Annotated in this window: 21 protein-coding genes; 19 read left to right on the top strand and 2 right to left on the bottom strand. The window is 67.2% G+C overall.

Annotation, left to right across the window (positions count from 1 at the left end; all coding sequences use genetic code 11):
• Nucleotides 1–113 precede the first annotated feature (113 nt).
• The 19 genes from hisS (at nt 114) to cueR (ending at nt 20,769) form a co-directional block, all read left to right on the top strand.
• Nucleotides 114–1,511 (top strand): histidine--tRNA ligase, encoded by a 1,398-nt coding sequence (hisS, locus tag ACUVWL_RS07790; RefSeq protein ID WP_445391597.1) that lies wholly within the window; start codon nt 114–116, stop codon nt 1,509–1,511.
• 26 nt (nt 1,512–1,537) lie between these two features.
• Complete coding sequence (locus ACUVWL_RS07785; protein WP_232017557.1) at nt 1,538–1,804, top strand: hypothetical protein; 267 nt, start codon at nt 1,538–1,540, stop codon at nt 1,802–1,804.
• Between the two features lie 198 nt (nt 1,805–2,002).
• Nucleotides 2,003–2,311, top strand: coding sequence for a YerC/YecD family TrpR-related protein (locus tag ACUVWL_RS07780; RefSeq protein WP_005416326.1), 309 nt, complete (start codon nt 2,003–2,005; stop codon nt 2,309–2,311).
• Between the two features lie 34 nt (nt 2,312–2,345).
• Entirely contained in the window at nt 2,346–3,257 is a 912-nt protein-coding gene (gene hisG / locus ACUVWL_RS07775; protein ID WP_049406503.1) for an ATP phosphoribosyltransferase, read from the top strand.
• Nucleotides 3,254–4,549 (top strand): histidinol dehydrogenase, encoded by a 1,296-nt coding sequence (hisD, locus tag ACUVWL_RS07770; protein ID WP_445979006.1) that lies wholly within the window; start codon nt 3,254–3,256, stop codon nt 4,547–4,549. The genes hisG and hisD overlap by 4 nt, the downstream gene beginning before the upstream one ends.
• A complete protein-coding gene (gene hisC, locus ACUVWL_RS07765) occupies nt 4,546–5,640 on the top strand; it encodes a histidinol-phosphate transaminase (RefSeq protein ID WP_069118396.1) in 1,095 nt (364 codons plus the stop codon). Before hisD ends, hisC begins: the two co-directional genes overlap by 4 nt.
• Nucleotides 5,637–6,710, top strand: coding sequence for a bifunctional histidinol-phosphatase/imidazoleglycerol-phosphate dehydratase HisB (gene hisB / locus ACUVWL_RS07760; protein WP_014646950.1), 1,074 nt, complete (start codon nt 5,637–5,639; stop codon nt 6,708–6,710). The genes hisC and hisB overlap by 4 nt, the downstream gene beginning before the upstream one ends.
• A complete protein-coding gene (gene hisH, locus ACUVWL_RS07755) occupies nt 6,707–7,309 on the top strand; it encodes an imidazole glycerol phosphate synthase subunit HisH (protein WP_032957991.1) in 603 nt (200 codons plus the stop codon). The genes hisB and hisH overlap by 4 nt, the downstream gene beginning before the upstream one ends.
• Nucleotides 7,306–8,040 carry a 1-(5-phosphoribosyl)-5-[(5-phosphoribosylamino)methylideneamino]imidazole-4-carboxamide isomerase gene (gene hisA, locus ACUVWL_RS07750; protein WP_014646952.1) on the top strand — a complete coding sequence of 245 codons (735 nt, stop codon included), beginning with the start codon at nt 7,306–7,308 and terminating at the stop codon, nt 8,038–8,040. Before hisH ends, hisA begins: the two co-directional genes overlap by 4 nt.
• The gene (hisF, locus tag ACUVWL_RS07745) at nt 8,034–8,810 is read left to right on the top strand and encodes an imidazole glycerol phosphate synthase subunit HisF (protein WP_014646953.1); all 777 of its coding nucleotides are present in this window, start codon (nt 8,034–8,036) and stop codon (nt 8,808–8,810) included. The genes hisA and hisF overlap by 7 nt, the downstream gene beginning before the upstream one ends.
• Nucleotides 8,800–9,420, top strand: coding sequence for a bifunctional phosphoribosyl-AMP cyclohydrolase/phosphoribosyl-ATP diphosphatase HisIE (gene hisIE / locus ACUVWL_RS07740; RefSeq protein WP_014646954.1), 621 nt, complete (start codon nt 8,800–8,802; stop codon nt 9,418–9,420). The genes hisF and hisIE overlap by 11 nt, the downstream gene beginning before the upstream one ends.
• Nucleotides 9,421–9,518: 98 nt before the next feature.
• Nucleotides 9,519–11,108: a calcineurin-like phosphoesterase C-terminal domain-containing protein gene (locus tag ACUVWL_RS07735; RefSeq protein WP_032957989.1), complete on the top strand. Its 1,590-nt coding sequence runs from the start codon at nt 9,519–9,521 to the stop codon at nt 11,106–11,108.
• A gap of 36 nt (nt 11,109–11,144) precedes the next feature.
• Nucleotides 11,145–11,429 carry a hypothetical protein gene (locus ACUVWL_RS07730; RefSeq protein ID WP_005409434.1) on the top strand — a complete coding sequence of 95 codons (285 nt, stop codon included), beginning with the start codon at nt 11,145–11,147 and terminating at the stop codon, nt 11,427–11,429.
• 84 nt (nt 11,430–11,513) lie between these two features.
• The gene (locus tag ACUVWL_RS07725; RefSeq protein ID WP_169412490.1) at nt 11,514–12,536 is read left to right on the top strand and encodes a glucokinase; all 1,023 of its coding nucleotides are present in this window, start codon (nt 11,514–11,516) and stop codon (nt 12,534–12,536) included.
• Between the two features lie 51 nt (nt 12,537–12,587).
• On the top strand, nt 12,588–13,586 hold the full coding sequence (locus ACUVWL_RS07720) for a N(4)-(beta-N-acetylglucosaminyl)-L-asparaginase (protein WP_227864045.1): 999 nt from the start codon (nt 12,588–12,590) through the stop codon (nt 13,584–13,586).
• On the top strand, nt 13,583–14,314 hold the full coding sequence (locus ACUVWL_RS07715; RefSeq protein ID WP_445979005.1) for a copper homeostasis protein CutC: 732 nt from the start codon (nt 13,583–13,585) through the stop codon (nt 14,312–14,314). The genes ACUVWL_RS07720 and ACUVWL_RS07715 overlap by 4 nt, the downstream gene beginning before the upstream one ends.
• 378 nt (nt 14,315–14,692) lie before the next feature.
• Nucleotides 14,693–17,650 (top strand): TonB-dependent receptor domain-containing protein, encoded by a 2,958-nt coding sequence (locus ACUVWL_RS07710; protein WP_164077858.1) that lies wholly within the window; start codon nt 14,693–14,695, stop codon nt 17,648–17,650.
• A gap of 150 nt (nt 17,651–17,800) precedes the next feature.
• Nucleotides 17,801–20,302 (top strand): heavy metal translocating P-type ATPase, encoded by a 2,502-nt coding sequence (locus tag ACUVWL_RS07705; protein ID WP_445979004.1) that lies wholly within the window; start codon nt 17,801–17,803, stop codon nt 20,300–20,302.
• Nucleotides 20,303–20,313: 11 nt separating this feature from the next.
• Nucleotides 20,314–20,769: a Cu(I)-responsive transcriptional regulator gene (gene cueR, locus ACUVWL_RS07700; protein ID WP_134808815.1), complete on the top strand. Its 456-nt coding sequence runs from the start codon at nt 20,314–20,316 to the stop codon at nt 20,767–20,769.
• 78 nt (nt 20,770–20,847) lie between these two features.
• Here the strand turns inward: cueR and ACUVWL_RS07695 are convergent, their stop codons facing one another.
• Together ACUVWL_RS07695 and ACUVWL_RS07690 are read right to left on the bottom strand one after the other, a co-directional pair.
• Nucleotides 20,848–21,042: a heavy-metal-associated domain-containing protein gene (locus ACUVWL_RS07695; protein WP_008267227.1), complete on the bottom strand. Its 195-nt coding sequence runs from the start codon at nt 21,040–21,042 to the stop codon at nt 20,848–20,850.
• Between the two features lie 203 nt (nt 21,043–21,245).
• Entirely contained in the window at nt 21,246–24,320 is a 3,075-nt protein-coding gene (locus ACUVWL_RS07690) for a TonB-dependent receptor (protein WP_445979003.1), read from the bottom strand.
• Nucleotides 24,321–25,298 lie beyond the last annotated feature (978 nt).

Raw genomic sequence — 25,298 nt, 5'->3', positions numbered from 1 at the left:
ATCGCGGGCGGGGAGGGCCTTATGATACTTCAAGCGGCCGTTCGACCCTGCCCGAGGCGGGGGCGCTAGAATGTTGCCCCCTCCCACGTCCCGTTCCAGCAGGAGTTCCGCCCGTGATCAAGCCCCGTACCCCGCCCGGCACCCTTGAGCTGCTGCCGCGCGAGCAGATTGCGTTCCAGCGCATGCTGGACGTCATCCGCCGCAACTACGAGCGCTTCGGGTTCCTGCCGGTGGAGACGCCGGTGTTCGAGCTGTCCGACGTGCTGCTGACCAAGTCCGGTGGTGAGACCGAGCGCCAGGTGTATTTCGTGCAGTCCACCGGCGCGCTGGCCAACGCGGCCGAGTCGGGCGACCGTTCGCTGCCGGAAATGGCGCTGCGCTTCGACCTGACCGTGCCGCTGGCACGCTACGTGGCCGAGCACGAACACGAACTGACCTTCCCGTTCCGCCGTTACCAGATGCAGCGCGTGTACCGCGGCGAGCGTGCCCAGCGCGGTCGTTTCCGCGAGTTCTACCAGTGCGATATCGACGTGATCGGCAAGGACAGCCTGAGCGTGCGGTACGACGCTGAAGTGCTGGCGGTCATCCATGCGGTGTTCTCGGAACTGCGCATCGGTGACTTCAGCATCCAGCTGAACAACCGCAAGCTGATGCGCGGCTTCTTCGAGAGCCTGGGCGTGGCTGAAGGCGAGCGCCAGCTGGCAGTGCTGCGCGAAGTGGACAAGCTGGACAAGCGTGGCGCCGATTACGTTCGCGAGACGCTGGTGGGCGAGGGCTTCAACATCCCGGCAGAACAGGTCGAGAAGATCCTGGCCTTCGTCGCTGTGCGTTCGCAGGGCCATGCCGATGCGCTGGCGCAGCTGGCCACGCTGGAAGCCGACGCCGCTTCTTCGGAGATCCTGCGTACCGGCGTCGCCGAACTGCGCGAAGTGCTGCAGCTGGTGCAGGCGCTGGGCGTGCCGGAAACCGCATACTGCCTGAACTTCTCCATTGCGCGCGGCCTGGACTATTACACCGGCACCGTCTACGAGACCACGCTGACCGACCACCCGCAGATCGGCTCGATCTGTTCGGGCGGCCGTTACGAAGACCTGGCCAGCCACTACAGCAAGTCGAAGCTGCCGGGCGTGGGTATCTCCATCGGCCTGTCGCGCCTGTTCTGGCAGCTGCGCGAGGCGGGCCTGATCGACGGCATCGAAGCCAGCAGCGTGCAGGCGCTGGTGGCGCTGATGGACGAGCAGGGCATGCCGCAGTCGCTGGACATCGCGCGCCGCCTGCGCGCCGGTGGCATCAATACCGAAGTGCAGATGGAGCCGAAGAAGATCGGCAAGCAGTTCCAGTACGCGGCCAAGGCCGGCATCCGCTTCGTGGTGCTGGCCGGTGAAGACGAGCTCGCGCGCGGCGTGGTGGCGGTGAAGGACCTGCTGCGTGAACAGCAGTTCGAAGTGTCGCGCGACGAGCTGGCCAGCACCCTGCTGGTGGAGCTGGAGCAGTCCAGGGCGATGATGTGAAGCCGGCCGTCGCAGGGGTACTCACCGTGCTCCTGTTGGCGGGCTGCCAGAGTGACCCGGTGCTGCGCAGTGATCGGCTGGGCCCGGCGCAGTACCGGCTGCAGGTTGATCGCTGTCACGTGATCGACCGCGCGCAGCTTGAGGGCGACCTGCGGGCCCTGGCCTCGCGGAAGTGCCCGGCGGGTGCAGGGGCGTTGCAGAACATCCAGTCCCTGCCGAGCCGGCAGGGCAGCCTGTTCGGGGAGTGCCTGCGGCGCGGGACGCTGCAGGCGGAGGTGCGTTGCCTGCCCTGAGTCGAGCCAGGTTGTTGATTTGAAAGCAGAACGCCCGCCCTTTGGTGGGCGTTCTGCATTTCCGGCATCCTGTCCAGGGGTCAGATCCGTTTTCCTTTGGAAAACGGATCTGACCCCATCAGGCTCCGATTTGACGCACTGCGCAAGAATGCGCTAATGTACTAACGCGCTATTACATTGATGCATGGACCCGACCCCGTGAAAGCCCGCCCCGAGATTGCCGCCAAAGACCCGAAGGCCGACCTGGAAGCCCTGGCCCGGGCCTTTGCCGCGCTGCGCGAGCCGGAGCAGGTCGAGGCATTCCTGCGCGACCTGTGCACCCCGGCCGAGCTGGAGGCCATGGCCGACCGCTGGAAGGTGGTGCCGCTGCTGCAGCAGGGCGTGCCGTACCGCGAGATCCACGAGCGCACCGGCGTCAGCGTGACCACCACCGGACGGGTGGCACGCACGCTCGAGCACGGCCATCGAGGCTATGCCGCCGCCATCGACCGCCTTGCTTCGCGCTGATCCGCGCCCCGTTCCGAACTTCGAGACCTCCCCCATGAGTGCATCCCAGGCAGCGCCGGCACGAGACCGGCTGCGTATCGCCATCCAGAAGAGTGGCCGGCTGGCCGAGCCCGCCCGCAACCTGCTCAGCGCCTGTGGCCTGAGCTGGCGCGAAAGCCGCGACAAGCTGTTCTGCTACGGCGAATCGCTGCCGGTGGACCTGTTGCTGGTGCGCGACGACGACATCCCCGGCCTGATCGCCGATGGCGTCTGCGACCTCGGCATCGTCGGTCGCAATGAACTGGACGAGCAGGCCGCGGCACGCCGCCAGATCGGCCTGCCGGACGCCTACCAGGCGCTGCGCGGGCTGGGCTTCGGCCAGTGCCGGCTGATGCTGGCGGTGCCCGAGGAATGGCAGTGGCAGGGTCCGGCGCAGCTGGCCGGCACCCGCATCGCCACCAGCTACCCGGCCATCCTCAAGCAGTGGCTGGCGGAGCAGGGCGTGGACGCGCAGGTGGTCGAGCTGTCCGGGTCGGTGGAAATCGCCCCGCGCCTGGGTACCGCCGACCTGATCTGCGATCTGGTCTCCAGCGGCGCCACGCTGCGTGCCAACCAGTTGACCCCGGTACACAACCTGCTCGACAGCGAGGCGGTGCTGGCTGGTGCGGTGCGCGTGCCGGATGACGCACGTGCATCGCTGCGCGCGATGCTGCTGCGCCGCCTCGACGGCGTGGTGCAGCGCCAGGACCGCAAGCTGCTGATGTTCCGTGCCAGCGAAGATCGCGTCGACGCGCTGGCGCAGCTGCTGGCCGATGCCGAGCCGCTGGTGCGGCTGCCGGCCGATGGTGGCGCGCTGCGCCTGCAGACCATGTGCCCCGGCCCGCTGAGCTGGCAGCGCATGGAAGAACTCGAGCGCGCGGGCGCGCAGGGCCTGATGGTACTGAGCGTGGAGCGATCGCTGGCATGAACCGTCTGATCTGGTCCCGACTTGATGAGGCCGCGCGCAGCGCGGCATTGACCCGCCCGGTGCAGGCCGTGGCGCAGCAGACCCGCGATGCCGTAGCGGCCCTGATCGCGCAGGTGCGTGCACAGGGCGACGATGCGCTGCGTGCGATTACGGCGCGTTTCGATGGCGTCGAGCTGGCCTCGTTTGAAGTTTCCGAAGCCGAATTCGCCGCTGCCGAAGCCGCCGTGCCCGCCGAACTGCGACAGGCGATGGTGGACGCCGCCGAACGCATTGCGCGCTTCCACGCCGCTGGCATGGGCAAAGGCTATGCAGTTGAAACCGCGCCGGGCGTGGTCTGCGAACGCATGCTGCGCCCGATCGGCCGGGTGGGCCTGTACGTACCGGCTGGCAGCGCGCCGTTGCCGTCCACCGCGTTGATGCTGGGCGTTCCGGCGCAGCTGGCCGGTTGCCCGCAGGTGGTGCTGTGCACCCCGCCGCGCGCCGACGGCAGTGCCGATCCGGCAGTGCTGGTAGCCGCCCGCCTGACCGGCGTGCAGCGCGTGTTCAAGCTGGGCGGCGCGCAGGCGATCGCGGCGATGGCCTATGGCACGGCCAGCATTCCGGCCTGCGACAAGCTGTTCGGGCCGGGCAACAGCTTCGTTACCGAAGCCAAGCAGCAGGTCGCACAGGACGGCGCCGCCGCCATCGACATGCCTGCCGGTCCTTCGGAGGTGCTGGTGATTGCCGATGCTGGCGCCAATCCGGCGTTCGTCGCCGCCGACCTGCTGTCGCAGGCCGAGCACGGTCGGGATTCTCAGGTGCTGCTGCTGACCGACGACGCCGTGATGCTGGCGGCGGTCGAAGCCGAGGTTGAGCGCCAGGTGGCCCTGCTGCCGCGCCAGCAGATCGCGCGCCAGGCACTGTCGGCATCGCGGCTGGTGCAGGTCGATGCGCTGGACGAGGCGTTCGCGATCAGCAACCGCTATGCACCAGAGCACCTGATCCTGGCCCTGCGTGATCCGCGCGCATGGCTGGACAAGGTGCAGGCGGCCGGCTCGGTGTTCCTGGGCGATTACACCCCCGAAGCACTGGGTGACTACTGCAGCGGCACCAACCACGTATTGCCCACCGCCGGTGCCGCGCGTGCCTACAGCGGCGTGAGCGTTGCCAGCTTCCAGAACCTGATCAGCGTGCAGAGCGCCAGCGCCGCCGGCCTGGCCGCGATCGGCGGCTGCGCGCGCATCATCGCCCGTGCCGAAGGCCTGGATGCGCACGAGCGTGCCGTTGCGTTGCGCATGGAGGTGGCGGCATGAGCGCGGCGATCGATGAGGTGCTGGCACTGGTGCGCCCGGACCTGCAGGCCTTCGCCGGCTACAGCTCGGCACGCAGCGCGGCGGTGCAGGGCGAGGTCTGGTTGAATGCCAATGAGTCGGCCTGGGCCAATGCGGCCGATCCCGCAGGCAGCAGCCGGCGCTATCCGGAGCCGCAGCCGCTCGCGCTGCGCGAGGGACTGGCGGCGCTGTACGGCGTGACGCCACAGCAGCTGCTGATCGGTCGCGGCAGCGACGAAGCCATTGATCTGCTGGTGCGCGCGCTGTGCGTGCCGGGTCGCGATGGCGTGCTGGTCACGCCGCCGGTGTTTGGCATGTACGCCGTCTGCGCACGCCTGCAGGGTGCCGCCTTGATTGAAGTGCCGCTGGTGGACAGCGAGGATGGACTGCGCACCGATCTGGATGCGGTGATCGACGCGGCCAAGGCGCAGGGTGCCAAGCTGGTGTTCCTGTGTGCGCCGTCGAACCCGGCCGGCAGTGACATCGCCCTGGATGAGGTCGAGCGCGTGGCGGTTGCGCTGCGCGGGCAGGCGCTGGTCGTGGTGGACGAGGCCTATGTCGAGTATGCACAACGGCCGTCGGCGACCACGTTGCTGGCCGCGCACGCCAATCTGGCGGTGCTGCGCACGCTGTCGAAGGCGCACGCGCTCGCGGCCGCCCGCGTTGGCACGCTGATCGCTGCCCCGGAGCTGATTGCCCTGCTGCGTCGCTGCCAGGCGCCGTACCCGGTGCCGACGCCGTGCGCGGAACTGGCCGTGCAGGCACTGCAGCCGGCCGCGCTGGCGCGCACCGCCGAGCGCGTGACCACGGTGATCGCCGAGCGCGAGCGCCTGCGTGCAGCCCTGGCCGGCCTGCCCGGCGTGTGCCGGGTGTATGCCTCGGCCGGCAACTACCTGCTGGTCCGTTTCGCCGATCCCCAGTCCGCGTTCGATACGCTGCTGGCTGCAGGCGTGGTGGTGCGCGACCAGCGCGCTGCGCCGCAGCTGGGTGATGCGCTGCGCATCAGCATCGGCAGCCCCGAAGAGAATGACCGCGTGCTTGCGGCCCTGTCGGCGCGGAGGGCCGCAGCATGACCCCGATCCTGTTCATTGACCGCGACGGTACCCTCATCGAGGAGCCGTCCGACTTCCAGATCGACGCCTACGAAAAGCTGCGCTTCGTGCCGCAGGTGATCCCGGCGCTGCTGAAGCTGCGTGATGCCGGCTACCAGTTCGTGATCGTCACCAACCAGGACGGCCTCGGCAGCGACAGCTACCCGCGCGCCAGCTTCGATGGCCCCAACGACCTGATGCTGCAGATCTTCGAGAGCCAGGGCATCACCTTCCGTGACGTGCTGATCGATTCCAGCTGGCCGCAGGACAATGCGCCGACCCGCAAGCCGGGCATCGGCCTGATGACCGCCTACCTGCAGGACCGCAGCATCGACTGGGCACGCTCGGGCATGGTCGGTGACCGGATCACCGACCTGCAGTTTGCCGCCAACCTCAACATCCGTGGTTTCCAGCTGCGCACCGCGCAGTTTGGTGGGGAGTGGGACTGGCCGGGCATCGCCCATGCGCTGGCCGACGCGCCGCGCACCGCCGTTGTCCAGCGCAACACCAAAGAAACGAAGATCCGCGTTGAGCTGGACCTGGACCGCGCGGGCGATGCACGCATTGCCACCGGCCTGCCGTTCTTCGACCACATGCTGGAGCAGATCGGCAAGCACGGCGGCTTCGCGCTGGACATCCAGGCCGAGGGTGACCTGCACATCGACGAGCACCACACCATCGAGGACACCGGGCTGGCCCTGGGCCAGGCCCTGCGCGAGGCGTTGGGCGACAAGCGCGGCATTGGCCGTTACGGCTTCACCCTGCCCATGGACGAGACCCTGGCCAGCGCTGCGCTGGACTTCAGCGGCCGTCCCTATTTCGTGTTCGAGGGCGAGTTCAAGCGCGAGCGCGTGGGCGATATGCCGACCGAGCTGGTGCCGCACTTCTTCCGTTCGCTGTGCGATGCCAGCGGTTTGAACCTCAACCTGCAGGTGCGCGGCGACAATGATCACCACAAGGTGGAGGCCTGCTTCAAGGCGCTGGCGCGCGCGCTGCGTCCGGCGCTGGCCCGGCAGGGCACGGCACTGCCGAGTACCAAGGGGGCGTTGTGAGCGATGTTGCGCTGATCGATGCCGGTGGCGCCAACCTGGGCTCGGTGCGCTACGCACTGGAGCGCCTGGGCGCGACGGTGCGGCTGGTGCGCGATGCGGACGGCCTGGTTGGTGCGCGGCGGGTGATCCTGCCCGGCGTCGGCGCCGCCGGTCCCGGCATGCAGCGCCTGCACGCTCAGGGCCTGGTGGAACCGCTGCAGCGACTGGAGGTGCCGTTGATGGGCATCTGCCTTGGCATGCAGCTGCTGTTCGAACGCTCCGAGGAAGCGGGCGTAGAGACACTGGGACTGATTCCGGGCGTGGTACGCAAGCTGGTGCCGGCCTGTGGCATCCGCGTGCCGCACATGGGCTGGAACCGCCTGCTGCCGCTGCGCGAATCGCTGTTGCTGCAGGGCGTGCCGGAACGCGCCAGCGCCTACTTCGTGCACAGCTATGCGGCGCCGCTCAATACCCACACCGTCGCTGCCTGCGACCACGGTGGCCTGTTCACCGCCGTGGTGGAGCAGGGGCGCTACTACGGCGCACAGTTCCATCCCGAGCGCTCCGGCGAGACCGGCTCGCTGATGCTGCGCAACTTCCTCGAGGGCACTGCTGCATGAGTTTCATCGTCTACCCCGCGCTGGATATCCGCGACGGCCGCGTGGTGCGGCTGCGCCAGGGCGACTACGCGCAGGAAACCTCCTATGGGGATGACCCTCTGCCGCGCGCGCAGGCCTTCGCCGCGCAGGGCGCGCAGTGGATGCATCTGGTCGACCTGGATGCCGCACGGGCCGGTGGCTACACGCTGGCGCCGCTGTTGGCATCCATTCGTGCGCAGACCCCGCTGCAGGTGCAGACCGGCGGTGGCGTGCGCGGCCGCGACGATGTGGCGCGCATCCTCGACGCTGGCGCCGGCCGCGTGGTGGTGGGTTCGCTGGCGGTGCGTCGTCCCGATGAAGTGGTCGGCTGGCTGGAGGAATTCGGCGCCGATCGCATCACGATTGCGCTGGACGCGCGCCAGGACGCACAGGGGCAGTGGCAGCTGCCGGTGCACGGATGGACCGAGAACGCCGGGGTGACCCTGGATGACCTGGCCCGGCGCTACGCGCGCGCCGGCATGCGCCATCTGCTGTGCACCGACATCGCCCGCGACGGCATGCTGGCCGGGCCCAACATCAGCCTCTACCAGCACCTGTCGGCGCTGTTGCCGGGTGTGGCGGTGCAGGCGTCCGGTGGCATCCGTGACGTGGCCGATGTGGCCGAGGCGCGTGCCGCCGGCTGCGGAGGTGCCATCCTCGGCAAGGCACTGCTGGAGCAGCGCATGGACCTGAGCGAGGCGTTGGCATGTTGAGCCGCCGCATCATTCCGTGCCTGGACGTGCGCGATGGCCGCGTGGTCAAGGGCGTGCGCTTCCGCGATCACGTCGACATGGGCGACATCGCCGAGTTGGCACAGCGCTATCGCGACCAGGGCGCGGACGAGCTGGTGTTCTATGACATCGGCGCCAGCCCCGAGGCACGGTCGGTTGACGTCGCCTGGATCGAGCGCATCGCGCGCCTGATCGACATTCCGTTCTGTGTGGCCGGTGGCATCGACAGCGTGGAAACCGCGCGCCGCGTGCTGTTCGCCGGTGCCGACAAGGTGTCGATCAATTCGCCGGCGCTGGGCCGGCCGGAGCTGATCACCGAGCTGGCGGACGAGTTCGGCGTGCAGTGCGTTGTGGTGGGGGTCGATTCGGTGCGCGAGGCCGACGGACAATGGCGGGTGCGTCGTTTCAGCGGCGATCCGGACAAGACCCAGGCGGTGCCGCTGCGCACGCTCGACTGGATCGTCGAAGCGCAACGGCGTGGAGCCGGTGAGATCGTGCTGAACTGCATGGACAGCGACGGTGTGCGCCGTGGCTACGATGTCGTGCAGCTGCAGCAGGCGCGGGCGCTGTGCCAGGTGCCGCTGATTGCCTCCGGTGGTGCCGGAGCGATGGAGCACTTCGCCGACGCCTTCGACCAGGCCGACGTCGACGGTGCGTTGGCGGCCAGTGTGTTCCACAGCGGCGCCATCGCCATTCCAGAATTGAAGCGCTACCTGCGCGGACAGCAGATCGAGGTGCGGGATGTCTATTGAAGTGAGGCCATCGCTGGATGCGCTGCAGGCGCTGGACTGGGGCAAGGGCGACGGCCTGCTGCCGGCCGTGGTGCAGGATGCCGATACCCTGCAGGTGCTGATGCTGGGCTATGTCAGCGCCGAATCGCTGGCGGCTACGCTGGCCATCGGCCACATGACCTTTTTCAGCCGCAGCAAGCAGCGGTTGTGGACCAAGGGCGAGCAGTCCGGCAACGTGCTGGTGGTGCAGTCGATCCGTGTCGACTGCGACGCCGATACGCTGCTGGTGATGGCGCGCCCGGCCGGGCCGACCTGCCACACCGGTGCCGAGAGCTGTTTCGACCAGGCGCCGAAGGATTTCCTGGGTGGGCTGGGCCAGCTGGTGGCCATGCGTGACGCGCAGCGCCCTCCCGGCAGCTACACCACCAGCCTGTTTGAAGGCGGCATCCGCCGCATCGCGCAGAAGGTGGGTGAGGAGGGCGTGGAGACCGCATTGGCCGCCGTGGCGCAGGATGATGAGGCATTGCTGGGCGAGGCGTCGGACCTGCTGTACCACCTGCTGGTGCTGCTGCGCGCGCGCGGGCTGTCGCTGGATGATGCGCGCGCGGTGCTGGAAAAACGCCATCGTTGAGGAAGGCGTACGGACCAACGGTCCGCACCCACCTCTGCAATGCAGCCGAGCATGGCTCGGCTCTACAATAGGTGGTCTTCTTCTTTCCCGGACCGCCCATGAAACTGCCTGCCGCCTGGCTGTGCTGCCTGTTGCTGACCTCGCCGGCCTGGGCCGCGGACACCGTGGTCAGCGGCAAGGTCTATCTGGAGCGTGACGGCAAGCCCGGCCGCGGTGCGACCGATCCGGGCCTGGCCGGGGTGCAGGTTTCCAACGGCGAGACCATCGTCAAGACTGCCGCTGACGGCAGCTACAGCCTGCCGGTGCGCGACGGCCAGACCGTATTCGTGATCAAGCCCGATGCCTACGCCTTCCCGAAGGCGGCGGACGGCCTGCCTTCGTTCTGGCGCCACTACCGCCCGAACGGCTCGCCGGCGCTGAAGTACGGCGGCATCGCCGCGACCAGCGACGTCACCCGCAACTGGGACTTCGCCCTGCAGTCGGATCGGCATGACAGCCGTCGTGGTTTCCAGATGCTGGTATTCACCGATTCGCAGACCGCCAGCCTGAAGGACATCGGCTACTACCAGCAGTCGATCGTGGCGCCACTGGTCGGCCAGACCAGGGCACGCATGGGCACCACCCTGGGCGACATCGTCAACGACGACCTGACCCTGTACCCGGCGATCAACAAGGTCACCACCGAACTCGGCGTGCCGTGGTTCCACGTGCCGGGCAACCATGACCTCGACTTCGATGCGGCCAGCGACGAACACTCACTGGACAGCTGGCGCAACATCTACGGCCCGGACACCTACGCGGTGGAAGAGGGCGGCGCCAGTTTCGTGTTCCTGGACGACGTGGTGTACGACCCCAAGGCCAGGCCGAAGTACATCGGCGGCCTGCGCGAAGACCAGTTCGCCTTCCTCGCCAGCTACCTGAAGGGCCTGCACAAGGACCGCCTGCTGGTGCTGGGCATGCACATCCCGCTGTTCGACGCGGCGCCGGGGCGCGAGACCTTCCGCCATGCTGACCGCCAGCGCCTGTTCGACCTGCTGAAGGACTTCCGCAACGTACTGGTGCTCAGCGGCCACAGCCACACCCAGCAGCACGTCTACCACGGCAAGGCCGAGGGCTGGAACGGCGACAAGCCACTGCACGAATACAACGTCGGTGCCAACTGCGGTGCGTTCTGGTCGGGCGTGAAGAATGCCGCTGGCGTGCCGGACAGCACCATGAGCGACGGCACGCCGAAGGGCTATGCATTGCTCGACGTGGCCGGCAACGGCAGCTATCGCCTGCAGTACCGCGTGGCCGGCAGGCCGGCCAGCGAGCAGATCGGCCTGCACGCGCCGAAGGTGCTGCGCCAGGGGGCCTACCCGGCGTGGGGTGTCTACGCCAACGTCTACATGGGCGAGGATCGGAGCGTGGTCGAGTACCGTGTCGATGGCGGCGCCTGGCAGCCGATGAAGCAGGTCAGCCAGCCCGACCCGCGCCTGATGGTGGAGAACGTGGCCGATGATCTGGCCAGCAGCCTGCGCGGCTACGACCGTTCGCCGGAGGCCACTGCGTCGCCGCACCTGTGGCGTGGCGCGCTGCCGACCGATCTTGCAGTGGGCAGCCATAAGGTCGAGGTACGCTCCACCCAGCCTGATGGCGCAGTGTTCACCGCCACCACCAGCTACAGCCTGCAGACTGCCCAGCCCTGACCCCCGCGCACCAGCGCTCCAGCGAAAGGACCCCGCATGGATATCCGCTTCATGGCCGGCACCACACCGGTGACCCTCAGCCGCCACTGGTTCACCGGCGCGATGCTGCTGCAGAGCGCCACCGAGAAGGTCTGGGTGCAGCACCCGCTGCATCCGGGCACCCACTTCTCGTTCTCGCTGGTACAGTCGTGGCTGCGCCACATCGCCGGCCACGAAGTGCTGGTCGAGCGCACCCGGCCGCTGTTGTTCGCCGGCTTCCGCCCACAGCGCCTGCGCGTGCTGGTGGATGGGGTGCAGGTGGCCGAACAGGAAGGCATGTAGGTTCACCTGAACCACCGGCGCGCTAGGCAAAGCCGTCCCGATGCCTGAGAATCGGGGCGATTCAATCGATCCAAGCAGGCCAGCGTGACCATCGCAGCAGCGTCAACGGTTTCCTCCGACTCCGCCCGCGGCGGTCTTCCGCGCCGTCTGGTCGTCGCCGATGTCGGCGGCACCTTTGCCCGGCTCGCGCTGGCGGAAACCCGACCCGGCCAGACGCCGCTGCTGGGCAGCCACCGTACCTATGCCTGTGCCGAGCATTCCAGCCTGGCCGCAATCCTGGCCGATTTCACCGCCGGCCTCGGCCACCCGGTGCAGACCGCGGTGGTCGCCATCGCTGGCCTGCTGGATGGCGATGTGCTGATCAACTCGAACCTGCCGTGGACGGTCTCGCTGTCGGCCACCCGCGCGCAGTCCGGGCTGCACGAACTGCAGCTGATCAATGATTTCGAAGCGGTGGCGCTGGCCATCCCCTACCTGCAGCCGGAAACCCTGGTGCCACTGAACGGCGACGCCGATCCGGCGCAGGCCTTCCCGGCGCTGGTACTGGGCGCGGGTACCGGGCTGGGCGCCGCGCTGCGTTTCGCTGATGGCGAGCGTCCGGTGCTGGCCAGCGAGATCGGTCATGCCGCGCTGGGCGCCGGCAACGCGCTGGAACTGCAGGTGCTGGGCCGTCTGCTGCAGCGTTGGCCGCACGTGGACAACGAGCGCGTGCTGTCCGGCAGCGGCCTGATGAACCTGTATCCGTGCCTGTGCGAACTGCGCGGCGTCACCCCGGTGTGGACCAGTACGGAGGCGCTGATCGGCGCCGCGCGTGGCGGTGAGGATGCACTGGCGGTGGAAACGTTGCAGGTCTTCTGTGCGTGGCTGGGCAGCCTGGCCGGCGACGCGGCGATCGCCGTCGGCGCGCGCTCGGTGTACCTGGCCGGTGGCATTTCCGCGCATGTGCAGGATTTCCTGGCCGATGGCCGCTTCCGTGAGCGCTTCCTCAACAAGGGCGTGCTGACCGAGGTGCTGCGCCAGGTGCCGGTGTGGCGCGTGGAGCATGGCCAGCTGGGCGTGCTCGGCGCAGCGGTCTGGCACGCCGCACGGCAGCCCACGCACGACTGATCGGCAGGGTTGGCATCGGGCCGGCCGTGCATTGCAGACTGGGAGGGGAAAATGGTGGATCGCAGGCAGTTCCTGCAGGCCGGTGCACTGGCCGCAGGCATGGCGGCATTGCCGGGCGTGCAGGCGCGCACGCAGGGTGGGGCCCGGGTGGTCTCCACCTGGGACTTCGGCGTACCGGCCAACCAGGCCGCATGGAAGGTGCTGGCGCAGGGTGGCAGCGCGCTGGATGCGGTGGAGGCGGGCGCACGCTGGGCCGAGAGCGAGCTGTGCAACCCTACCGTTGGCCATTGCGGCAATCCGGATCGCGACGGCGTGCTGAGCCTGGATGCGAGCATCATGGACGGCGATGGCCGTTGTGGTGCAGTGGCCGCGCTGGTGGACATCCTGCATCCGGTGTCGGTGGCCCGCAAAGTGATGGAGAACAGCCCGCATGTGCTGCTGGTCGGCGAGGGCGCGCAGCAGTTCGCGGTGCAGCAGGGGTTCGAGCGCAAGCATCTGCTGACGCCGCAGGCCAAAGCGGCCTGGCGCGAGTGGCTGAAGACCGAGAAGTACCAGCCGCAGATCAATGCCGAGCGCCGTGGCATTCCCGGCAACAGCGACAACCACGACACCATCGGCATGCTGGCACTGGACGCCAAGGGCCAGCTGGCCGGTGCCTGCACCACCAGCGGCATGGCGTGGAAACTGCACGGTCGCGTTGGCGACAGTCCGATCATCGGCGCCGGTCTGTACGTCGACAACGACGTCGGCGCGGCCACTGCTTCGGGGGTGGGTGAAGAGATGATCCGCAACGCGGCTTCGTTCCTGGTGGTCGAGCTGATGCGCCAGGGGCGTTCACCGGCGCAGGCCTGCCGTGAAGCCATCGACCGCGTGGTGCGCAAGCGCCCGGAAGCGAGCAGAACGTTGCAGGTGTGCTTCCTGGCCATGAACAAGCAGGGCGAGGTCGGTGCCTACGCGCTGCATCGTGGCTTCGTCTATGCGGTGTGCGATGCGCAGCGCCAGGATGACCTGCGTGACTCGCCGTCGATCTACACGAGCACCCAGGCGTGAGTACGCGGCTGACCCTGGAGATCGCCAGCAACTCGCTGGCCTCGGCGCTGGCCGCGCAGGCTGGCGGCGCCGACCGCATCGAACTGTTCGACAACCTGGCCGAGGGCGGCACCACGCCGTCGTTCGCCAGCATCGCGATGGCCCGCGAGCGCCTGTCGATTCCGCTGTTCGTGCTGGTGCGGCCACGCCCGGGCGACTTCCACTACGACGCGCTGGAAACCGAACTGATGCTGCGTGACATCGCGCAGTGCCGCGCGCTGGGTTGCGATGGCGTGGTGATCGGCGCGCTGGACGTGCAGGGCGGCATCGACCTGGCGCTGTGCCGGGAACTGGTGCAGGCCGCCGGGCCGTTGCAGGTGACCTTCCATCGCGCCTTCGACGCCGCCCGCGATCTGCCGGCGGCGCTGGAGCAGGTGATCGGGCTGGGCTGCCAGCGCGTGCTGACCTCGGGCGGGCAGGCCAGCGCCGAGGCCGGTGCCGATGTGCTGGCGGGCCTGGTCACCCAGGCGGCGGGGCGCATCACGGTGATGGCTGGCGCCGGATTGGCCGCGGGCAACATCGCAACCGTCGCGCGGCAGACCGGCTGTACCGAACTGCACGCCTCCGCAAAAGGCCTGCGCCGCTCGGCGATGCAGTTCCAGAACCCGGCGCTGCGCGGTCTGGACCCGGACTGGAGCCAGACCGCCGCCGCTACCGTGGCCGCGCTGCGGCAGGCGCTGGACGGCTGATCGAATCCGTCGGGCATGGCCCGGGGTCAGATCCCTTCTGCGAAGGGATCTGACCCCTGTCGCAACCCCGGCCGCAGGCACGCGACGGACAAAACCGTTCCGCGCGCGGTTGTCGTGATCGTGTCACTACTTCGTGCGCCGTTCTCTCAGCGATGTTTCGCAACTCTTTGATTGTTCTGGACACCGGCAGCCGATAGCGGCATCTCGCCGGCTGTTGCTGCGTTGCCGCATGCCGGGCGTGGTTCAGCTGTGCTTTAGTTTGGATCGATCCACAGGGGAGGTGCCATATCGGTCGTGAACCGATCCAAGCGCCTGGATCCGTCGTAGTGCCGCGCCACCGTCCGCCCGTGCGTCCACATCTTCGAAGAGCAACCACCCATGGCTCAGATCGTCCACAAGCGTCGCCACCTGCTGTCCCAGGCCCTGATCCTGGCCCTGTTGCCGCTGGCAGCCAGCGCGCAGGAAGCTGCCAGTTCGTCCACCAAGGATCTGGACGCGGTCACCGTCACCGGCTCGCGCATCAAGCGCGCCAGCGTCGAGGGCCCGGCGCCGGTCAACGTGATCACCGCCGCGCAGATCCAGAAGGAAGGCTTTGTCAGCGTGTACGACGCGCTGAAGACCCTCACCGAGGCCACAGGCACCGTTGAAGCCGCATCGCAATGGGGCTCGCATACGCCCAATGCCAGCGGCCTGAACCTGCGCGGGATGGGCCCGAACCGCTCGCTGCTGCTGGTCAATGGCCGTCGTGTAGCGGATTACCCGCTGCCCTACGGTGGCGAAACCAACTTCTCCAACTACGGCAACATTCCGGCCGCGGCGGTGGAGCGCATTGAAGTGCTGACCGGTGGCGCCTCGGCCATCTACGGTTCGGATGCGATCGCCGGCGTGGTCAACGTCATCCTCAAAACCAACTACGACGGCGACGAAGTGCGCGTGCGCGGCGGCACTTCCAGCGAAGGCGGACGTGATACCTGGGATCTGTCCTGGGCCGGTGGCAAGACCGGCGAAAACTGGAGCGTGACCTACGCGCTGCAGTACACCAAGCGCGACCCGCTGTTCGGGCGTGATCGCCCGCAGATGGACGATGCCGACGATGCGCCGTACCCGTCCTGGAACATGGAACAACGCAAGGTCGGCTTCCGTCCCACCGCCGGTCTGGCGCTGATCGATCCGACCACGGGCCAGCGCCTGGCGCCGCCCACCGGCACCTGCGAAAAATTCGACGGCGAGTATTACACCGCCGATCGATTGGTCTACAACTACGCCGCCAACCGCATCACCAACACCGGCCGCCTGTGCGGCATGAGCGCCGACTACGCCAACTGGCTGCTTACCGGCGGCGCCGAGAACGTGTCCGGAAACCTGTACGCCACCTTCGATTTCAGCAATGACCTGCAGGCCTGGACCAACCTGGCGGTGTATCGCTCCGAAGCGATCTGGGGCACCAATCCGCCCGGCGTGTCGCTGATCGACGATGACAACGGCTATTACTGGGATGCCAACCGCAACCGGCCGATCCTGGGCGTGCGCCAGTTCACCCCGAACGAAGTCGGGGGCCTGGATACGCTGCGCAACACCAACCGCGAACTGTCCTGGGACTGGAGCGCGGGCCTGCGCGGGCGCCTGGCCGACCGTTTTGACTGGAGTGCCACGGTGGGGCGTTCCTATTACCGCGTGGAAGAACGGCAGAACGTGGTCGACAAGCAGAAGTCGTATGACTACTTCCTTGGCCCGCGCCTGGGCACCACCGCCGATGGCGAGGCGATCTATGCGTTGAACGAATCGCGCTGGTGGAACCCGCTGACGCCGGACCAGTACTGGCAGATGGGGACCGTGGCGAAGAACCGCGCGGCGTCATGGGTCAACCAGGCGTCGGCGGATATCACCGGCGAGCTGTTCCAGGGCTGGGCCGGCCCGATTTCGTTTGCGGCGGTGGCTGAAGTCGCGCAGCAGGGCTATCACCTCAGTCCGGACCCGCGCGCTGGCATCGACTTCGACCTGCAGAATGTCGATCGCGGCGGCGGTGAGCGTACCCGCTACTCGGCCGGCGTCGAGTTCAAGATCCCGCTGCTGGACAGCGTGACCGCCACTGCGGCCGCGCGCTACGACCGCTATGGCAACTACAAGGCCGATGACAGCAGCGAAGCGCTGGACATCGGCAGCCAGAAGGAAACCACCTGGAACGTCGGCCTGGAATGGCGCCCGGTCGAATCGCTGCTGGTGCGTGGCTCATACGCCACCAGCTTCCATGCGCCGGACATGCATTACCTGCTGGGCCAGCCGAGCAGTTCGGAAGTGCAGACCTATGACCGCCTGCGCTGCATCCAGAGCGGCGCGTACCTGGTCAACAACTGTGGCGTGGGCAACACCGACGTCTGGTACACGTTCGACGTGAACCGGCGTGGGACGCCGCTGCTGCGCTCGGAGACCGGTGATTCGTGGACGGTCGGCTTCGTCTGGGACGTGCTGCCGAACCTGTCGGTCAGTGCCGACTACTGGGCGATCAAGCTGGAAGACATGATCGTCGACGTCGGCGCCGATGAGGTGCTGGCCAGCGAGGCCGGCTGCCTGACCGGCAAGAACATGGACGGTACGCCATGGGCCAACCCGGCCGGTGGCGAGTACTGCGCCGGCATCCTGGCCCGCGTGAACCGTGACAGCAACGGTCGCCTGGTATCGATCGAGCGCGGCCCGTTCAACCTGGCCAGCCGCGAGGTGCGCGGCATCGACCTGACCGCGCGCTATCGCCTGGAAACCGCGCGGTGGGGCAGCTTCCAGCTGGGCGTGAACTACACCAACCAGATCTCGACCAAGGAGCAACGCTACGCCGCCGACCCGAATCCGGAACGCCGCGATCGTGACCTGCGCAGCAAGCTGCGCGCGAGCCTGGCCTGGCAGCGCGGCAACTGGAACGCCAATGTCTATGCCGACCGCATCGGTTCGGTGCCGGGCGTGCGCTACCACTGGGGTACCGACCGCCTGGACAACCCTGGTGGCTGCCTGCCGTTCGCCGATGGCTACGTGCCCAGTGACAGCCCGTCACTGAACTGCCTAGAGCCGGCACGGCTGCCGGATGGTTCGGTGAACCCGAACCCCAACGCCGGGCAGCAGACGGCGCGCTACTACGGTCGAGTGGGGCCGTTCATCACCTGGAACTTCAACGTGGGCTACCAGCTGACCGAACACGCGAAGGTAAACGTGTACGTCAACAACGCCTTCAACGCCGCCAGCTGGAACCACAAGGACCCGTACAAGCTGGATTACGACTTCGCTCCGACCCGCCTGCTGGGCGCGGTCGGCCGCGAGTTCGCGTTGGAGTATGTGTTCACCTTCTGAGGTGACCTGCCTCCGCCGGTAGGTCCACGCCATGCGTGGATATGGACACCCGGGTGCCCATTCAGGAACTGCGGACAGGCTGGATTTGACCTTCCCACGATGGCAAGGTTTAGCCTGTCCGCATCCAGAAGGAGCCCCGGGAATCCGATCATGAGCACGCCCCGCGCCACTGCAGCCCCCGCAAGCCCTGCCACCATCAGCCTGCCCATCGAGGGCATGACCTGTGCCAGCTGTGTCGGCCGGGTCGAGGCGGCGCTGTCCAGGGTCGAAGGCGTGGGCAGTGTTTCGGTCAATCTGGCCACCGAGCGCGCGGATATCCGCCCGTCCGGTCCGGTCGATCGGGCCGCGTTGATCCAGGCGGTGGAGCGGGTGGGCTACGACGTGCCCGCTGCCACCACCGAGCTGTCGGTCGAGGGCATGACCTGTGCGTCCTGCGTGGGCCGAGTCGAACGTGCGCTGTTGGCCGTGCCCGGCGTCAGCCAGGCCAGCGTGAACCTGGCCACGGAGCGCGCCACGGTGCGTGGCGTGGCGGAAGTTGCAGCGCTGGTCGCCGCGATCGACAAGGCCGGCTATGACGCACGCGTGATTGAAGCCGGCGTGCAGTCCGATGACGAGGCCGCGGAAAAGAAGGATGCCGAGCGCGCCGAACTGAAGCGCGACCTGATCGTGGCGTCCGCGCTGGCGCTGCCGGTGTTCGTGCTGGAGATGGGGTCGCACCTGATCCCCGGCATGCACGAATGGGTGATGTCCACCATCGGCATGCAGGCCAGCTGGTACCTGCAGTTCGTGCTGACCGCGCTGGTGCTCGCCATCCCGGGCCGCCGCTTCTACCAGAAGGGCATCCCCGCGCTGCTGCGGCTGGCGCCGGACATGAATTCGCTGGTGGCGGTGGGCACTGCCGCAGCGTTTGGCTACTCGGTGGTGGCCACGTTCCTGCCGACGCTGTTGCCGGCGGGCACGGTGAACGTCTACTACGAAGCAGCGGCGGTGATCGTTGCGCTGATCCTGCTCGGCCGCTTCCTTGAGGCCCGGGCCAAGGGCCGCACCTCCGAGGCGATCAAGCGACTGGTCAATCTGCAGGCGAAGGTTGCCCACGTGGTCCGTGACGGCCGGACGGTGGATGTCCCGGTCAATGAAGTGCTGAGCGGCGACGTGGTGGAAGTGCGCCCGGGCGAGCGCGTGCCGGTCGACGGCGAGGTGGTCGAGGGCCGCAGCTACATCGACGAGTCGATGATCAGCGGCGAGCCGATCCCGGTCGAGAAGCAGCCGGGCAGCAGCGTGGTGGGCGGTACGGTCAACCAGAAGGGCGCACTGACGGTACGTGCCACGGCGGTGGGCGCGCAGACCATGCTGGCGCAGATCATCCGCATGGTCGAACAGGCGCAGGGCTCGAAGCTGCCGATCCAGGCGGTGGTCGACAAGGTCACCCTGTGGTTCGTGCCGGCGGTGATGCTGGCCGCGCTGGCGACCTTCGCAGTCTGGCTGATCTTCGGGCCCTCGCCAGCGCTGAGCTTCGCGCTGGTCAATGCGGTGGCGGTGCTGATCATTGCCTGCCCGTGCGCGATGGGGTTGGCGACGCCGACCTCGATCATGGTCGGGACCGGCCGTGGCGCCGAGATGGGTGTGCTGTTCCGCAAGGGTGAAGCGCTCCAGTTGTTGAAGGATGCACAGGTGGTGGCGGTGGACAAGACCGGCACGCTGACCGAAGGGCGCCCGCGCCTGACCGATCTGGAGATTGCTGCCGGCTTCGATCACAACACGGTGCTGGCGGCAGTTGCCGCAACGGAGTCGCGCTCGGAGCATCCCATCGCCCGCGCGATTGTTGATGCCGCGACCGGCCAGGGCATCGCGTTGCCGGGCATGGTCGACTTCGAATCGGTCACCGGCATGGGCGTGCGGGCCAGTGTCGAGGGTGCACGCGTGGAGGTCGGTGCCGATCGCTTCATGCGCGACCTGGGCGTGGACATCACTGTGTTTGCGACGCTGGCGGCAGAGCTGGGCATCCAGGGCAAGTCGCCGCTGTATGCCGCCATCGACGGCCGCCTGGCCGCAATCATCGCGGTATCCGATCCGATCAAGCCGAGCACGCCGGCCGCAATCGCGGCACTGCATCAGCTTGGCCTCAAGGTGGCGATGATCACCGGTGACAACGCTGGTACCGCGCAGGCGATCGCGCGCCAGCTCGGCATCGACGACGTGGTGGCCGAGGTGCTGCCGGAAGGCAAGGTCGAGGCGGTGCGCCGCTTGAAGGCCACACATGGCCATGTCGCCTTCGTCGGCGACGGCATCAACGATGCGCCGGCGCTGGCCGAGGCCGATGTCGGCCTGGCCATCGGCACCGGCACCGATATCGCGGTCGAGTCGGCCGATGTCGTGCTGATGTCGGGCAACCTGCAGGGCGTGCCGAATGCCATTGCACTATCGAAGGCGACGCTGGGCAACATCCGCCAGAACCTGTTCTGGGCCTTCGCTTACAACACCGCATTGATTCCGGTGGCGGCCGGCGTGCTGTATCCGGTCTGGGGCGTGCTGCTCTCGCCGGTGTTCGCGGCCGGTGCGATGGCACTGTCCAGCGTGTTCGTGCTGGGCAACGCGCTGCGCCTGCGCCGCTTCCAGCCGCCGATGGCGGACGCCCCCGCCGCGATCCATTGAGGGAGAACCGCATGAATATCGGTGAAGCCGCCAAGGCCTCCAGCGTGTCGGCGAAAATGATCCGCTACTACGAACAGATCGGCCTGATTCCTGCGGCTGATCGCACCGAGTCGGGCTACCGGGCGTACTCGCAGGCGGACATCCACCGCCTGCGCTTCATCCGCCGCGCGCGCGATCTCGGCTTCCAGGTTGCCGAGATCACCGATCTGCTGGGCCTGTGGAACGACACCTCGCGGCACAGCGCCGACGTCAAGCACCTGGCCGAACAGCACATTGCCGACCTGGAGCAACGCATCGAGCACATGCGGCAGATGGCCGACACGTTGAAGTCGCTGATCAGCTGCTGCGCGGGTGACGAGCGCCCGGAATGCCCGATCCTGGAGCGGTTGGGCGAAGACCATGATGCCCCGGTGCCGGTCGTCGCCGCCAAGACCGGCGCGGTGCGGCGACGCGCACAGAAGCAATGAATCGATATCGCGTGCACTGAAAAGCCCGCCCTGTGACAGTGCACGGGGCGGGCTTGGTTCTGGATGCAGTTCAGGGAATCAGGCAGTGCGAGGCGGGAAGCCGGCATCGTTCACCGCGGCGAACACCTGTTCCTGCGACGCGGTGGTCTGCACCTTGACCAGCCCGGTCGGCGGATCGGCCACCACGCTGGCGTTGGGATCGATCTGCTGGATCGCACGGGTCACGCTGCGCGCGCAGCCGCCGCAGGTCATGCCGTCGACATGGAATTCCATCTGTAGCTCCTTCGCTGCTCTTGGGATGGGACCAGTGTGCACCTTCCAACGATGGCAGGGTCAAGCGTCGGGCTTAACGACGAACAAGGCGCGGACAAAAAAAACGGCAGCCACCTGTACCAGCGCGGCTGCCGTGGAGGAACGTCCCCGCCAGGGCAGGGCATGGGTTGCACCGGGACGTGCCCGGCCAACCCGGTGCGGGCTTAGAACTTCCAGTTCACGCCGAAGTACAACTGGCGACCGGCGTACAGGTTGGACAGCAGGCGGGCCTGGCTGTCGTTGCCGATGTAGCTGCGCAGCTCGGACTTGGTGGCGTTCAGCACGGCAGCCGTCACCGTCCAGTCCGGGGTCAGGTTGTAGGCCACGTTCAGGTCAAGCTGGCTGTACGGCTTGGTGTAGGTGGTCATGCCATTGTTCAGCCCGCCGACCACTTCACCGCGACGGTTGTACGAGGCACGCGCCAGGAACTTGTCGTTCTCGTAGAACACGGTGACGTTGGCCTGGTTCTTGGCGCTGCCGACCAGCGGCGATGAGCCGATTTCCTCGCCGTCCAGCACGATCGAGGCCAGGTTGGTGTCGTTGTAGGTGTAGTTGGCCTGCACGCCCAGACCGAAGTCGAAGGTGTACTGGCCATACAGCTCCACGCCCTGCGAAACGCCATCGCGGCCGTTGGCCTGGGTCTCGTACTTCTGCACGGTGACCGACTGCCCGCCGACGTTCATCTGCTGGTCGCGCACCACCGGCACGGTGAAGTTGTCCACGTTCTTGCGGAACAGCGAAACACCTGCGACCGCGCCCGGCTGGAAGTACCACTCCAGGCCCAGGTCGAACTGGACCGCCTTGAACGGCTCCAGCGCCTTGTTGCTGCCCGAGCCGTACCAGCCGGGCGTGTCGGTGCCGCCGGTGACACGGCGATCGTTGGCGTACTCCTCGCTGATGTAACGCAGGCCACCGGGATAGGCGATGCTGGTGTAGCTCGGGCGCGCGACCACCTTCGACGCCGCACCGCGCAGCACCAAGTTGTCGGTGATGTCCCAGGCAATGTTGAAGCTCGGCAGCACGTCGGTATAGGTCTTCTCCAGCGACGACAGGGCGTACACCTTGTCGCGCACCTGGGCGTCGGGCAGGCGGACGAAGCCACCCTGGCAGCGCAGGTTCGGATCGGCGGCCGGATCATCGCAGCTCATCGGCGCGCCGCTGGCGTTGTCGACGAAGTAGTCGTTGAAGCGCTCGACCGAGTCGCTGGACTGGGCGAACTGCTTGGTGCGCACCACGCGCACGCCGACGTTGCCGCGCACGCGCTCGGTGCGGAAGTTGGCCTGGAAGTAGCCGGAGTAGATCTTCTCGTTGACGTCGTAGACGAAGTCTTCTTCGGTGCGGTTGTGCGAGCCGCCGTAGGTCTTGTTCAGGTAATCGATGTAGGCCGGGTAGTTGATGCCCGGGAACACATTGGCGTTGAAGGCGCCGGTGATGTTGCTGATCGGGTTGGACAGGAAGAAGCCCGGCTGCGCGTTGCCAGCGGTCGGATCGCAACCGGCCTGGTAACGGTTGTTGTCATAGTCGGACGGGTCCAGGCCCGGGCACACCCAGTAGGTGTTGCCGGTGTTGCGGTGGACCTTGCCGTCGCGGTACTTGGCACCGAACTGGATCGAGTCCAGCCAGCCGGCCTCGAACAGCTTGGTGACGTCTGCCTGGAAGTAGTTCTGCTTGACTCCGGTCTGCATCCACGACGAGTCGGTGGAACCGGTATCGACTTCGGCGACGCCGGCCATCAGCTGCTGCTGCAGGTCGGGAGAGAACTGCACCGACGGCGTGCCGGTGAGGTCCCACGCGGTGTACTGGTTGCCGGACTGCCACTGGTTGCCCACCTTGCGGCGCGGCTTGGCCGACATGCGGAAGTTCATCGACGGACCACCTTCGGACCAGGTGCGGCCGCCGGTGAACGAGGCTTTCCAGAGGGGGCTGATGTCCCAGTCAATGGTCAGGTCCGCGGTCTGCGACAGTGCCTTTTCCTTGCTGTAGCCGCCGGTGAGCTGCGGGGTGGGGATGGTGCAGTCGTCCGGGCCCCAGCCACCGGGCTTGAGGCCGGCGGCAGCCGCTTCATCCTCGCTGCAGTAGTAGGTCTTACCGGCCAGCTTCTGGTACTGCGCGCCGGTGACGATGCTGCCGCTCGGATCGAAGTCCAGGCCATTGAGCAGGCGGCCGCCGGCCCAGTTGCCGTCCTGGTTGTAGCGGGCCAGGTTCCACTCCGGCACCTTCAGCATGTTCTGGGTGTAGTCACCCTGCAGCTCGAAGCGGAAGTAGTTGGCCGTCATCGTGACGTTGTCGACCGGCTTGAACTGGAAGGTCAGCTGCCCGCCCTTGCGTTCGCGCTTCTCTTCCTTCACCGCGAAGTTCACCGAGGTCGGCATGAAGAACTCACTGTAGTTCTTGCCGGTCTGGTTGTTGAAACCGGACTCGCCCCACCAGTAGTGGATGCCATCCTGCTCCAGCAGGTTGCCGTTGGCATCGCGGGCGGTGGTGCCGTTGCCGTACCACTGGTAGTCCTCGGTGCTGGCCTCCATGGTGCGGGTAGTGCGTTTCTGCTGGGTCACGCCGACCAGCACGCCGAAGCGCTCGTCCTTGCTGTGCCAGGAATACAGCGCCGACACCTGCGGATCGACGTCGTGGCTGGTGTCGGAGGTGGTGCCCTCCAGGTTCACGTAGCCGGAGTTGGATTCCATGTCGAGCGGACGGCGGGTATGCAGGATGACCGTGCCGCCGATGCCGCCTTCGTCGATGCGTGCTTCCGGCGACTTGAACAGCTCGGCGCTGGACAGCATGTTCGACGGCAGCAGGGTGTAGTTGAAGGAACGGGTGGCTTCGTTGTTGGTTTCCGAGGAGGCGACGAAGTTGCCGTTCAACTGGGTCAGGGTCAGGTCCGGTGCAAGGCCGCGCACGCTGACGCTCTTGCCTTCGCCACCGCTGCGGGTGATGACCACGCCGGGCACGCGCTGCAGTGCGTCGGCCACGTTCTTGTCGGGGAACTTGCCGACGTCTTCGGCGGTGATCACTTCGACCACGGCGTTGGCATCGCGCTTCTGCTCAAGGCTCTTTTCAATGGCATAGCGGTAGCCGGTGACCTGGACGCTGTCCAGAGTCGTGGCGTCCTGCGAGCCGGTGGTCGTGGCCTGCTGCGCGGCGGCGCCTGCCGGAATGACGGCGGCAGCCAGGGCCAGCGCGATGGCCAGCGACAATGCGTCCTGGCCGTGCGTACGTGTTGAATGCTTCATTCCCATCTCTCCCTCTCTCCTGGATTGATCCGGTGACGTGGCACGGACAACTTGAATCGATCTAATTTGAAGTGAATTTGTCGCTGTCGCCATGCAGTGGCAGTAGCACCGCACGCGTGGCCTGGTGTACGTCCTGTTGCTGCTCCCCCAACTCCCGGCCATCGCAGCGTCGTCTTGGATCGATCTAAGCGATGGGCGGGCGATTTTTAGCATGGGTCGCCCTTGGGCGCATGCTGCTCCGCAATATGGTACTGGCGTGGCGTAGGGATGACGGTTTGCTGAAATCAGTGAAATCGTTTTCGTGCGCAGGGAGGGGGGCGGCAGGGCTGCGCCCTGCACCTGCGGGTAGTGCCGGCCGCTGGCCGCCAAGAGCCAAAGCCAAAGCGGCTCTGGGTTGTCTGGGTTTGGCGGTGCGGTGTGGACCGGCAGGACACGCCGTAAACCCTTCCATGGGGGCTCGATGGCGCCATTGACAGTTTCCCGGTGACGGTTGGATTGATCCTGGAGCGACATGGGGTCATGGGGTCAGATCCGTTTCCCGTTGGAAAACGGATCTGACCCTGGATTGATTTCGATATCTGACAGAGATTCATCCACGCATGGCGTGGATCCATCCACAGATCGCGGAAATCTGTCGAAGGCGGGGTGGGTCCGGTTGCGGGGGTGTCCGCGGCATGGATGCCGCGGCCAAGCCCCCAGGGATGGGTTTACGGCGTCCCTCGCAACCGGACCCACCCCGCCATTCCACGGATCGCCGGCTTTTGCTGTTGCTTCGGCTGTTGCTTCTGAGGTTGCCGGCCAGCGGCCGGCACTACCGCGGGTGCAGGGCGCAGCCGTGCCGAATACACCCTCATGCTGCGCCGCAGAATGCATTCGGCTGAACCTGCATGCTCTACTTGAATCGATCTAAATCCACGGTCACGTGGGTCGGGCGTCATTCCAGGGGGAGCCTTCTGCCGGTCCAGGCAGAGCTCAGCGGAACGG

This window comes from Stenotrophomonas muris (genome assembly GCF_052751275.1).
This window is presented reverse-complemented; position numbering and strand designations above follow the sequence as displayed.

What these genes read in the sequence shown, in the direction of transcription:
- hisG (WP_049406503.1), top strand. Translation starts at nt 2,346, where the DNA reads ATGAGTGCATCCCAGGCAGCGCCGGCACGAGACCGGCTGCGTATCGCC.
- hisD (WP_445979006.1), top strand. Translation starts at nt 3,254, where the DNA reads ATGAACCGTCTGATCTGGTCCCGACTTGATGAGGCCGCGCGCAGCGCG.
- hisC (WP_069118396.1), top strand. Translation starts at nt 4,546, where the DNA reads ATGAGCGCGGCGATCGATGAGGTGCTGGCACTGGTGCGCCCGGACCTG.
- hisB (WP_014646950.1), top strand. Translation starts at nt 5,637, where the DNA reads ATGACCCCGATCCTGTTCATTGACCGCGACGGTACCCTCATCGAGGAG.
- hisA (WP_014646952.1), top strand. Translation starts at nt 7,306, where the DNA reads ATGAGTTTCATCGTCTACCCCGCGCTGGATATCCGCGACGGCCGCGTG.
- hisF (WP_014646953.1), top strand. Translation starts at nt 8,034, where the DNA reads ATGTTGAGCCGCCGCATCATTCCGTGCCTGGACGTGCGCGATGGCCGC.
- hisIE (WP_014646954.1), top strand. Translation starts at nt 8,800, where the DNA reads ATGTCTATTGAAGTGAGGCCATCGCTGGATGCGCTGCAGGCGCTGGAC.
- ACUVWL_RS07735 (WP_032957989.1), top strand. Translation starts at nt 9,519, where the DNA reads ATGAAACTGCCTGCCGCCTGGCTGTGCTGCCTGTTGCTGACCTCGCCG.
- ACUVWL_RS07730 (WP_005409434.1), top strand. Translation starts at nt 11,145, where the DNA reads ATGGATATCCGCTTCATGGCCGGCACCACACCGGTGACCCTCAGCCGC.
- ACUVWL_RS07720 (WP_227864045.1), top strand. Translation starts at nt 12,588, where the DNA reads ATGGTGGATCGCAGGCAGTTCCTGCAGGCCGGTGCACTGGCCGCAGGC.
- ACUVWL_RS07710 (WP_164077858.1), top strand. Translation starts at nt 14,693, where the DNA reads ATGGCTCAGATCGTCCACAAGCGTCGCCACCTGCTGTCCCAGGCCCTG.
- ACUVWL_RS07705 (WP_445979004.1), top strand. Translation starts at nt 17,801, where the DNA reads ATGAGCACGCCCCGCGCCACTGCAGCCCCCGCAAGCCCTGCCACCATC.
- cueR (WP_134808815.1), top strand. Translation starts at nt 20,314, where the DNA reads ATGAATATCGGTGAAGCCGCCAAGGCCTCCAGCGTGTCGGCGAAAATG.
- ACUVWL_RS07695 (WP_008267227.1), bottom strand. Translation starts at nt 21,042, where the DNA reads ATGGAATTCCATGTCGACGGCATGACCTGCGGCGGCTGCGCGCGCAGC.
- ACUVWL_RS07690 (WP_445979003.1), bottom strand. Translation starts at nt 24,320, where the DNA reads ATGGGAATGAAGCATTCAACACGTACGCACGGCCAGGACGCATTGTCG.